Below are 12,499 nucleotides of genomic sequence, written 5' to 3' on the forward strand. Positions count from 1 at the left end.
TTTCGCTTAAGTCTCTTTTTTTCTTTTTTTTATCATCTTTTTAAAATATCTTGGTAAGCAAACGGTTAAATTTGTAAGATGGGTGATGGAAATTGTCACTTAGCTGATTAAATTGCTAATGATTGATATTTTTTTAATTAAAAGAGTGTTTTTTCTAGACATCTGCTCATGGGATCTTTAGAATGCGCCCAATTTGCCAAAAATTTGCCCAAATTTATGTTTTTGGCATTGATTTAGAGTCTTAAATCTGAATTAATATGCATGAAATGTGATTTATTATTCTCTGGAGGGCGTTTTGATTAAATCAGCTATACTGGTTCTAGAAGATGGGACCGAATTCCACGGCAGGTCGATAGGCGCAGAAGGCGCTGCTATCGGTGAAGTCGTTTTTAATACTTCCATGACCGGTTACCAAGAAATATTAACCGACCCTTCTTACTCCCAACAAATTGTTACTCTCACCTATCCTCATATTGGCAATACTGGCGTTAATTCCTCAGATGAAGAATCAGCAACTATCCATGCTCAAGGGTTAATTATTCGCGATTTACCCCTAGTGATGAGTAATTATCGTGCCGAAGAGAGCTTAGCCGATTACCTTAAACGTCATCAGATTGTGGCGATAGCTGATATTGATACACGTAAATTGACGCGATTATTGAGAGAAAAAGGCGCACAAAACGGTTGTATTATCGCAGGCACTCATCTTGATGCTAAACAAGCGCTTGAAAAAGCGAAAGCGTTTCCAGGATTAAAAGGAATGGATTTGGCGAAAACGGTGACAGTGAAACAACCTTATCAATGGACACAAGGCAGTTGGACATTAAAAGGGGAGTTGCCCGCCACTCAATCACCACAAGATCTCCCTTTACATGTGGTGGCCTATGATTTTGGTGTGAAACGTAATATTTTACGTATGCTGGTGGATAGAGGCTGTCGAGTAACAGTGGTTCCAGCACAAACCTCAGCCCAAGAAGTGTTAGCGCTCTCACCTGATGGCATTTTTCTCTCTAATGGTCCGGGGGATCCAGAGCCCTGTGATTATGCAATTGACGCCATCCAAACTTTCTTAACTACCGATATTCCAGTATTTGGTATCTGCTTAGGGCACCAATTATTAGCCTTGGCGAGTGGTGCAAAAACCGTAAAAATGAAATTTGGTCATCATGGTGGCAACCATCCCGTTAAAGATTTAGATAATAACAGTGTGATGATCACCGCCCAAAACCACGGCTTTGCTGTTGATGAAGCATCGTTACCTGATTGTTTAAGAGTGACACATAAATCACTATTTGATGGTTCTCTACAAGGTATTCATCGCACAGATAAAGCTGCATTTAGTTTCCAAGGTCACCCAGAAGCGAGTCCAGGGCCGCATGATGCGGCGCCGCTTTTTGATCACTTTATTGAACTTATTGAGCAATATCGTCAAAACCTGCAATCAGTGACAAACAAATAAATCAGGAGTGAAAAAAATGGCTAAAAGAACAGATATTAAAACAATCCTGATTTTAGGTGCAGGCCCGATTGTGATTGGTCAAGCGTGTGAATTTGACTATTCAGGCGCACAAGCGTGTAAGGCACTGCGCGAAGAGGGATATCGTGTTGTTTTGGTAAATTCAAATCCTGCTACCATTATGACAGATCCTGAAATGGCAGATGCCACTTATATTGAGCCTATTCATTGGCAAGTGGTCAGAAAAATTATTGAGAAAGAGCGCCCTGATGCCATATTACCGACAATGGGCGGACAAACGGCATTAAACTGTGCCTTAGAATTAGAGCGTCAAGGGGTGTTAGCTGAATTTGGCGTAACAATGATAGGTGCAACGGCTGATGCTATTGATAAAGCGGAAGATAGACAACGCTTTGATAAAGCGATGAAAAAAATTGGTCTGGATACGGCTCGTTCAGGCATCGCTCATACTATGGACGAAGCATTTGCAGTGGCTGAGCAAGTGGGTTTCCCTTGTATTATTCGCCCTTCATTTACTATGGGGGGAACAGGGGGGGGGATCGCCTATAATCGTGAAGAATTTGAAGAAATTTGTACTCGAGGTTTAGATTTATCACCGACCAATGAACTATTAATTGATGAATCATTAATTGGCTGGAAAGAGTATGAAATGGAAGTGGTGCGCGATAAAAATGATAACTGTATTATCGTTTGCTCCATTGAAAACTTTGATGCGATGGGTATTCATACTGGTGACTCTATCACGGTTGCTCCAGCGCAAACGCTAACAGACAAAGAATATCAAATTATGCGTAATGCCTCGATGGCCGTATTACGCGAGATTGGGGTTGAAACCGGTGGCTCCAATGTGCAATTTGCCGTTGATCCTAAAACAGGGCGTTTAATTGTTATTGAAATGAACCCCCGTGTTTCTCGCTCATCAGCATTAGCGTCAAAAGCAACAGGTTTCCCAATTGCAAAAGTCGCGGCAAAACTTGCAGTAGGTTATACCCTCGATGAGTTGATGAATGATATCACTGGAGGAAGAACTCCTGCTTCTTTTGAACCTTCTATTGATTATGTAGTGACTAAAATCCCTCGCTTTAACTTTGAAAAATTTGCTGGTACCAATGACCGTTTAACCACGCAAATGAAATCTGTTGGTGAGGTGATGGCTATTGGGCGCACTCAACAAGAGTCAATGCAAAAAGCATTACGCGGACTAGAGGTTGGTGCAACTGGGTTTGATCCTAAAGTAAACCTCGACGATCCCGAAGCGCTCACCAAAATTCGTCGTGAATTAAAAGAAGCTGGATCGGATCGCATTTGGTATATCGCGGATGCTTTCCGCGCTGGAATGTCGGTTGATGGGGTGTTTAATCTCACCAATATCGATCGTTGGTTCTTAGTGCAAATAGAAGAGATTGTTCGCCTAGAAGAGCAAGTGGCACAACTTGGTTTAGCTGGTCTAAATGCTGATTTCTTGCGTCAATTAAAACGTAAAGGTTTTGCTGATGCGCGCCTAGCTAATATCTTGAATGTGAAAGAGCAAACCATTCGCCAATTAAGAGAACAATATCAATTACACCCAGTTTATAAACGGGTTGATACTTGTGCGGCAGAATTTGCTACGGATACCGCTTATATGTACTCCACTTATGAAGAAGAGTGTGAGTCGGATCCAAATCAAGACAAACCTAAAGTGATGGTCTTAGGTGGTGGTCCAAATCGTATCGGTCAGGGGATAGAGTTTGATTATTGTTGTGTTCATGCCGCTCTAGCATTACGGGAAGATGGGTATGAAACCATTATGGTCAATTGTAATCCAGAAACGGTTTCAACGGATTATGATACTTCCGATAGACTTTATTTTGAGCCAGTCACCCTTGAAGATGTATTAGAAATAGTACGGATCGAAAAACCACAAGGCGTGATTGTGCAATATGGTGGTCAAACGCCATTAAAATTAGCAAGAGCTTTAGAAGCTGAAGGAGTGCCTGTTATCGGCACCAGTCCTGATGCAATCGATAAGGCAGAAGACAGAGAACGTTTCCAAAAAGCCGTGGATAAGTTAGGGTTAAAACAACCAGAAAATGCCACAGTGACGACATTAGAAGAAGCGGTAGAGAAGGCAAAATCTATTGGTTACCCGCTGGTGGTACGTCCATCTTATGTCCTTGGTGGACGAGCAATGGAAATTGTTTACGATGAAATTGATTTACGTCGTTATTTCCAAACGGCGGTCAGTGTTTCTAATGATGCACCCGTACTGTTAGACCGATTCCTAGATGATGCCATTGAAGTAGATGTTGATGCGATTTGTGACGGTCAACAAGTGGTGATAGGCGGTATTATGGAGCATATCGAACAAGCGGGTGTTCACTCTGGAGACTCAGCTTGCTCTCTACCTGCTTATACTTTAAGCCAAGATATTCAAGATATAATGCGCAAGCAAGTACGTGAACTCGCTTTTGAATTAGGCGTTAAAGGGTTGATGAACGTACAGTTTGCGGTGAAAGGTAATGATGTTTATCTTATCGAAGTGAATCCTCGCGCCGCACGTACAGTGCCTTTTGTCTCTAAAGCAACCGGTGTGCCATTAGCAAAAGTTGCTGCTCGAGTGATGATAGGACAAAGTCTTGAACAGCAAGGCGTTACCAAAGAAGTGATCCCTCCTTACTACTCGGTTAAAGAGGTGGTACTTCCCTTTAATAAATTCTCAGGTGTCGACCCTATTTTAGGGCCTGAAATGCGATCTACCGGTGAAGTGATGGGGGTTGGTGCTACTTTTGCACAAGCTTTTGCTAAAGCGATGTTAGGTAGCAATTCCACCATGAAGAAAAAAGGAAGAGCGCTACTTTCGGTTCGTGAAGGTGATAAAAAACGTGTCGTTGATTTAGCAACTAAGCTATTGAAAAATGGTTTTGAGTTAGATGCAACACATGGTACTGCCATTGTCTTGGGGGAAGCCGGTATCAATCCTCGCCTAGTGAATAAAGTGCATGAAGGGCGACCTCATATTCAAGATAGAATTAAAAATGGTGAGTATGACTATATTGTCAATACGACTGCCGGTCGCCAAGCTATTGAGGATTCAAAACTGATCCGCCGTAGTGCATTACAATATAAAGTTCACTATGACACTACATTAAATGGGGGATTTGCGACAACACTGTCATTGAGTGCTGATCCTACTATTGATGTTATTTCAGTCCAAGAGATGCATGCAAAGATAAAAAAATCTTAACTTTTTAGTGGTTGTTATACCAATCCCGAATAGGTATTAATTACCTATTCGGGATTTTTCTTTTTTCGATGTAATAGAAAAAAGAAAGCCCCACATAACGACATGTAGGGCGAGTGCAAAACAAAGAGGTGGGTGCAGATCTTTTTTCAAGAATGGAGGCAAGAAAATAAAATAAGTAAATTTCTTTGTTTTAGCGGATTGATTTTGTCTTTTTTAGATGTCAGTGTCAACAAGAATATTTATTAGTTATTCATGTAACGTGTTGTTTTAATTTGATTAATTTTAAAAAATACTACCAGTAAGGTATAGAGGTGAGGGAAAATTCTGCTACTATAGCGGTGGGTGCTTGGATCGTTTTGGTTCAAGCATTGCGCTAGAGCCAAAAAGACAAAAGCCCCGAATTTTATTTTCATAAAATCCGAGGCAGTCTCAAAGCTCAACAACTTGATTCTGCCTCCTTTATTAAAAGGAGTCAATCAAATTGACGAAAATAACCTTATTTGGCATTACGGTTGTCTGTGTGACGGTACTTATGTTTGCTTTAATTGTCGGTGAACGATTATGTTCGCTTAACATTAGTAACGGAAACATGGTCGTTCAAGCTATTTTGATGTGTCATCAATAGCTTGATGGGGGAGGTTTCCTCCCCCCAATTTTTGTTCAAGTTGTGAGATATGTGGTACAAGCACTCGGTCTTTAAAAATATCCCCCTATTTGGCCATCCCAATGAAATTCTTTTTTAAGATAACTGGATCTGTTACCTATGGTTATATTTGCTTTTAACGTACCATGACCAGAATCATTAATTCTACATTCTTCGTCTAATGCGTAGTGTGCTGATGTCGGCGATATTTCAGCTATTTTTTTAGAATGCTCGCTAAATATAATCTTATCTGGATAAGTTAATTTCTCATTAATATGTCCGATGAGTTTATCCGATGGATTTAATGTTACATCATATAATTCCGTAGTAATATAAATGGGATAAAGTAACTTTTTCGGCTCACCTTTAAATACTAATCTTGGCGTTAAAATAAGATGTGTTGTAGTGGTTGACCAACCATTTTGACAAGATGAAGCAAGGGTACCTGTATCTGTATAGATAAATTTAGAATTATAATCAAGAGAGATTATTTTATATGCGTTATTGGCAGGAAAATAGTCAATATTAATTTTATACTTTTTAGGATCGACATAAGGCTGATTATTACTATCAAAGGTTGTGACTTCTAGTGTTAATTGTTTTGGACTGGTTAGATATTGTTTCGGTACCTGAATTTTTACTGGGTCATGTATATTATATTTAGGTGCATAGTTTTGTCTTTCTTCTAAGGCGATAGAAGTGCCGTTTTCATCAAATAACTCGAAGTTAATCGCTTTAGGTGTGTCTGATGAAGACCATTTAACAATAAACTGATCGTCTGAAGTGTATAAAGGTTGCCAAGTTAAATCATCCAAATGTGTATTTGATTTGCTCTCTCCCGCAGATAGAAACTCAAATGAGTTAATTTTGATGCGAGGCGATGCTTGTATAATGACGTTATAGCTTTGCTCATGATCTTGAAAATAATTATTATTTTTCACCTCAAGTGTTAATGTTGTTTGCCCAATATTAAGGTTTTTGATAATCCCATCTGGGGTGATTTCAACTATGTTAGGTTGACTACTATACCAAGTTGCATTCGCTTCAACGGGGACATCTGGCGTAGGGCTTTGAGCCATCAATAATTTATCTGCAGCAGAATCAGGTGTTAATACAATATAATTCTTTTTAAAATAATAACTTAGTGCGGCTTTTTCTTGCTGATAGTCTACAGTTTGGCTATCCGCTAGGAATTTATCTGTAGCATCACTTTGTATTACTATTTTTGTTTTTCCTGGTTTAATGGCGGTTAAGTTACCTTTACTATCAATGGTGGCTACCAAGGTATCGCTACTAGAGAAATGAATGGGGATATTTTTAGCCTCTGGATTATCAAATTCCGCTGCTATTTGATGGGTAATGCCATCATTCCAGATCGATTGTATGGTGTGAGGAGAAATCACTTTCAGTTTGGGTGGCGCTTTTTCTATCACTAAAGGATAGCTATTTTTAGCTGATGGATATTGCTCATTACCTAAGGTTTGTAAGGTAATAATTGTAGTACCAGCCTTTTTCATGGAGATTTGCCCACTTGTTGTATCAATGGAAGCAACAGTAGGATCAGAGCTTGACCATATTACCTGCATATTTTGTGGTACACCTTTATAACTTAACGCATCAATCACAGTTGATTTGTAGATTTCCTGTTGGATAGGTTTCTCAAAGGTAATTTCAGATTTAGGGATAGCCACTTTAATCGTCAATGGCTCTGCGATAGTTATTGTTTCAGCTTGAGCGGTTAAGATAATATCGGACATCGTATTTGCTGTAACATTTGTTTGATATTCACCATTGCCCACTGACTTTAATGGATTGTCACTAAAATTAGGCTTACCACTGATAGTTTTAATCTCAACATTCTTACCATCAATGGTATTACCGTATTTATCCATTAATTTTACGCTTAATAACGTACTATCTTTATTATCAGCATTTATAGAACGACGATGACTATTAAAGGTTGATTTATGAATATCTATTTCAGCCGGTATTACAGTAATATCTTGTGTTGATTTATAATTATTAGAATCAAGATAAGCGCTCATCTTCAAGCGTCCCGCGACATGACTAGTCACTCGATTCGTTGCTATCCCCTTATCATTAGTATAAGTGCTGTAATGATAATCATCTGCTGATCCGAGTAATTTCCATGACACAATAACATTAGGTAATACATTATTATTGGCATCAACGACAGTTGCTTGGTAGTTAACACCTTTATCTCCTGCGGTTATGGTTGTTCTATCAACCTCAACAGCGCGTATTTTCCATGTCGTCACATCGGCATTAAGTTGTAATATTTTTTGTTTTTTGAAATGGGTGCCATTTACCATAACACCAATCTGTGCTGTGCCCGATTGAGTTCCTGTTATTTCAATCTCATAGCGTCCCGGTGATATTTGTTGTGCTTGACTAAATTTGATGGTTGGATTTTTAGAAAATCCGCTTACTTGTTGGTTGGGGATGATATTTCCATTTTTATCTTTAATAACAAATGTCAATAATGCCTTATCTTTGCCATTAGCAATGATTTGACTCGGGTTCAACGACAGTTCTGACATCGTTTCATCAATGTGACCCGTTAAAAAGTGAACATCATCTGCTATATAAGTACCTGTTTCTAATATTGCGCTGACTTTGGCAACACCGACAGAGCGTCGAGATAATCCAACTATTGCTACACCATTATCATCTGTAAAAGTTAATGGTGTTTCGAGTTGACTACCTTCATTCGTTGACCAAGCGACAGGTACACCTATACCGACAGGATTATCGTGGTTATCAACCAAATAGGCTTTATAAGTAATGGACTCCCCAGCATGTGGTTGCATATTGCTAATAGTAAAGTTTTTCACCTTTGCTGTTGTGTTATTAGGGAGCACCGTTAAAGAAACGGATTGTTTTATTGCTAATGGAGCAACGTGAGCCGATAACGAGGTTTTTCCGGTTTTTAATGCGCTCACTTGGGCTTGATAAATGCCTTTTTGTTTCTCTTTAAAGGGCGTAATCGTTGTTTGTAAATTAGCCTGTGGCGTTAAGGTGATTTTATTGGCTAAGTTGGGCAATAAATTACCTTCTTTATCCTTTAAGGTTATTGTTACGGTCGCTTTATTTGCCCCTGCGACAATAGTGTCAGGGAATATGGCAACAGTAGAAAGAGAGGCCGAAATATCACCTTCCGTAAAGGTGACAATGTGATCAGCATTGACAGATTGTTGGTTATTGAGCACTGCCGTTACTTTCGCTTTTCCTGCCTGAGTACTTGAGAGGGTAATTTCAGCTATTCCTTGCTTATTGGTCATGCTTAATGGTGCTGCAAGCTTACCGAGATCACTTATCCAACCGACAGTAACGCCTTTTGATACTGGATTGTTATGTTTATCGGTGATTTGTGCTTGAATAATGACTTTGTCTTTACCATTCGCTGTTACGGTATAAGGTGCCATAACCTTAACGGAGTGGATCTTGACTGTTTTATTATCTGTTAAAAATCCTAAAGATTGCGTTACCGTAATACTATCAATAGTGGCGGTAATTTGACTGAGTCCCGCTTTTGTACCTCTAATATGTGCTTGATAATTGCCGTTAGCCGTTTCTGTGATTTTACTGAATTGGATGGTGCTGTTATCCCCAATTAACGCAATATCGTTACTACGACCTATTACCGGATTATCAAATTTATCACGCAGGTCTATTTTACCCACAGCAAAGGCATTGCCATCGGCAATGATAGATTGTGGTTCAATCGTCAAATAACTATTTTGTTGCACTGGCGCCCCCGCAACAAAGGTTACTTGAATGCTTTTTTTCTCTTTATTTGATAAATAGGCGGTAATTGTTGTTGGCTGTGCTTTGGTTCCTGAAATGACAACTTGCGTTCTGCCTTTTTCATCTGTTTGAGTAGTAGTTTCATCAATATGATTGATACTTGATTGCCAATAGACAGGGGTATTTTTCAATGGGTTATGATAAACATCAGTTAAGTTTGCTACTACGGTAATGCTATCTTGGTTATCTGCTATGGCAGATTGCTTATTATTTAATGTCGTTAATGTGAGAGTGGCACTTTTGAGATCTGCAACGGCAACTAAGTTAGTTTGTGCATGTTGACCATTATTTAATCGCGCGGTGATGGTTGTGATACCTGATTGTGATGTTGTTAGCGTATTTTTGGCGATACCTTGAGCATCGGTCTTAGTTTGTTGCTGAGCAAATTGAGTACCAGCACTCCCTTGCCAATTAACAATAGCATCAGGAAGTTGATTACCCAGTTTATCTGTTACTATTGCAGTAAGTTCTGCGGGATCTTGCTTATCTGCAACAATCTGATTTTTATTAACCAATAATTCACTAATCAGAGCTTGTTGCCCATTAGCAATAAAAGTAATTGGCTCAGCAGTAAAGGCATTGTTATTTATACGCGCAGTTACCCGCACACTGAGTGCTTGTGTACTGGTTAACTTGTTGGTGGTGATCCCTTGCTCATTAGTCATTGTGGTATGTTCAATGTTAACAATACTTTTATCGTGCTCAGTTTCCCAGCTAATTTGTGCATGAGGGAGCGGCTTACCAAACTGATCTTGTACTAATGCAGTAAGGATGACCGGGGTTTGACCATCTGCGACATGAGTTGTAGAGGATGGGGTTATGGAGACAATAACCCCCTTAGCTTGGTTGGCGATAAATTGGGTTGTCGCGTGAGTCATCTTGTCGTTTATTTTGGCCCTCACGGTGACCGTACCGGCGACTTTACTTATCATGGTGGTGGTCGCCTTACCTTGCTCGTCTGTGGTTAATATGGTTTGTTTTAATTGTGCTTGGTTATCTGCCGATAATGTCACATGAGTAGCGGGTATAGGATTATTTTGCTTATCAACGACTTGTAAGGAAATGTTTTTTTCTGTTTTACCATCGGCTAGAGAAAGTGGTGGTGTGATCGTGAAGTTTTGTTGTGGAATATAGGCGCTATCATTATCCACACTAAAATGGACTTCAGTCGAATAGGTTATCCCTTTTACTTGTACACCAATCTGCGAACTCCCTACTTGAGTATTAGTCACTGAAGCAATAATCTCACCTTGTTCATCCGTTTTTCTTGAGCTAATGACATTAGCACCATTACTGGCAGTAAAGTTGACTGGATAATGAGCCAATGGATTGTGGTTGCTATCAGTGACTCGTACTTTGATTTTATTTTGACTTTTACCGTCGGCTGGCGCGTTATCTTTTGTAACCGTTAGGTTGCCTTTTGCAATATGGGCAGTTTGATTATCGGCAATAAGTGTCACGGTTGCTGAGTTGAAGGTATTATCACGGAATACGGGGGTTAGGGTTAATTTTTCCGGTATGCTTCCTGCTGTAACCGTTAATTGATATTTCCCAGCAGCTAAACGAGAGAAAGTAGAAATACGGCTATTGCCTTTTTCTGTATCAGACTGTTGCTGTAAAGTAATTTCTTTACTATCAATATCAACGGGTAAATTATCATTATCAACGATGGATAATATTAACTTTTGGGTTGCTTCACCGTTAGCGAATAGTTGGCTCTGTTTAGGTGAAAATAGGCTATTACGCGTATTGATTAACGATTTATCTACAATAACCGTTGTTTGAACAGGCGCTGAACGATTGCCATGGGTATCAATGGCAACAGCACTAATGATATAGCTATTTTTCTCAATTGCACCAATTTGATATTGAGGCAAAATCACGGTGTAGTGAGTTCCACCATGATGTTTTATTTGCCCGCCTTGGGCATTTAACTTACTTGCGGACCATTCAATATTGGCTAACGGATATTTTGTTTTTACTTGAACTTGTAAATCGCGCTCCTCTTTAGCATAACCATTTATTGAATCAACCATAGAAAGGAAAACTAAAGTTTCCTTTTTATATTCTAAAATCATATCGTTATTACGATTAACAAAGTCATAACGACTTCCTGCTAATGTACGTATTGCTTTGACATTATCAGGATTAAGTTGTGAAGCGAGTGATTCTCCTATGCGGTAGGACAAGCTGATATTCAAGTTATTATCAGCACGATCATGTAAGCCAATACGACGCTCGGCATTTAATGTGACTAATGGTATCGGAGTATAATTAATCCCTAATGTGTAGGTATGTGGATTTTTGTCCCGTTTATCTTTGCCAAATAGACCAACTTCTTTACCGTAGTATTGTTCAAAGATTAATTTAGTGCCTAATTGTGGATAAGCTGGAAAATAGCCTTCTGTTCGAATGTCCCAACCATTCGCAGGGCGTTCACTATAATCTAAGATATTATTAGAGGCTCGCCAACTTGATAGACGGTGATAATGGTTAGAACTTAATTTGAAATAGTCTCGCCAAATTTCGGCGCCAATTCCCAAACGATTATGATGATGCGTTAAATCATGATCATAAAAGCCATTAATGCCGACCATAAATTTTTCAGTAAAATAGCGATAACCAATACCATAATTAAATTGGCTACGAAGATCTTTGCGATGATAGTTAGTTTGAGCAAAGATCAGCTTTTCTTTTTGTTCATATAATGGAATTAACAATTCCGCTGAGCTATTTTTTAAGGTGAGATTTTTATCTGCTGAAAGTGAAACTCGCGCATGCCCAAATTGATTAAGCCATTGTTCTATTTTCTGATTGGATTTACTGGAGATTTGGCTAATTGCATATTGTGTTACATCGATATCTTTATTGAGTAAAAATGAATTATCAACAATAATTTTAGCGAGCTCTTCGCCCTCTGTTGAGGGGATTGCCTCATCTTGATTATTGAGCCACTTTTTTTTTAATAAATATTCATTAGGAATATTAAGAATAGTTCCATCATTTATTTTTAGCTCACCCGTTAACGATACATGTTGTGGATTAGCTTCAATCAATTTAAATAATTTTATATTAAATTTTTTTGCGATAGATTCTGGGGTATCACCCACTTTGACTTGATAAGTATTTTGTTGATTTATATCGCTAATATTATGTTTTTTAAAATTATTCTCATTGGCAAAAGTCTGCGTAGGCATGGTTGTCACAATAGGAAATGCTAATTGTATAAAAATATTAAGCCAAGCGACTTTTCTCGTAATAGAACTGGGGCGTGGGGAAGGTACATTATTTAACGTCGTCATTTTTAAACTCATCGTAACAAATA

4 protein-coding genes are annotated in these 12,499 nt (G+C 38.8%); 3 read left to right on the plus strand and 1 reads right to left on the minus strand.

What is annotated here, in order from left to right; all coding sequences use genetic code 11:
- Positions 1-295: 295 nt before the first annotated feature.
- From carA to HMPREF3129_RS18410, 3 genes are all read left to right on the plus strand, one after another.
- Positions 296-1,459 carry a glutamine-hydrolyzing carbamoyl-phosphate synthase small subunit gene (carA, locus tag HMPREF3129_RS14740; protein ID WP_017628247.1) on the plus strand — a complete coding sequence of 388 codons (1,164 nt, stop codon included), beginning with the start codon at positions 296-298 and terminating at the stop codon, positions 1,457-1,459.
- 16 nt (positions 1,460-1,475) lie between these two features.
- Complete coding sequence (gene carB, locus HMPREF3129_RS14745; RefSeq protein ID WP_036919736.1) at positions 1,476-4,703, plus strand: carbamoyl-phosphate synthase large subunit; 3,228 nt, start codon at positions 1,476-1,478, stop codon at positions 4,701-4,703.
- Between the two features lie 481 nt (positions 4,704-5,184).
- Positions 5,185-5,328 (plus strand): Hok/Gef family protein, encoded by a 144-nt coding sequence (locus tag HMPREF3129_RS18410; protein WP_012367444.1) that lies wholly within the window; start codon positions 5,185-5,187, stop codon positions 5,326-5,328.
- 71 nt (positions 5,329-5,399) lie between these two features.
- Here the strand turns inward: HMPREF3129_RS18410 and HMPREF3129_RS14750 are convergent, their stop codons facing one another.
- A complete protein-coding gene (locus HMPREF3129_RS14750) occupies positions 5,400-12,476 on the minus strand; it encodes an Ig-like domain-containing protein (protein ID WP_036919739.1) in 7,077 nt (2,358 codons plus the stop codon).
- Between the last annotated feature and the right edge of the window lie 23 nt (positions 12,477-12,499).

Origin of the sequence: Proteus sp. HMSC14B05 (assembly GCF_001808035.1) — a bacterium.
In the GTDB taxonomy this organism is placed as follows: domain Bacteria; phylum Pseudomonadota; class Gammaproteobacteria; order Enterobacterales; family Enterobacteriaceae; genus Proteus; species Proteus mirabilis.

What these genes read in the sequence shown, in the direction of transcription:
- carB (WP_036919736.1), top strand. Translation starts at nt 1,476, where the DNA reads ATGGCTAAAAGAACAGATATTAAAACAATCCTGATTTTAGGTGCAGGC.
- HMPREF3129_RS14750 (WP_036919739.1), bottom strand. Translation starts at nt 12,476, where the DNA reads ATGACGACGTTAAATAATGTACCTTCCCCACGCCCCAGTTCTATTACG.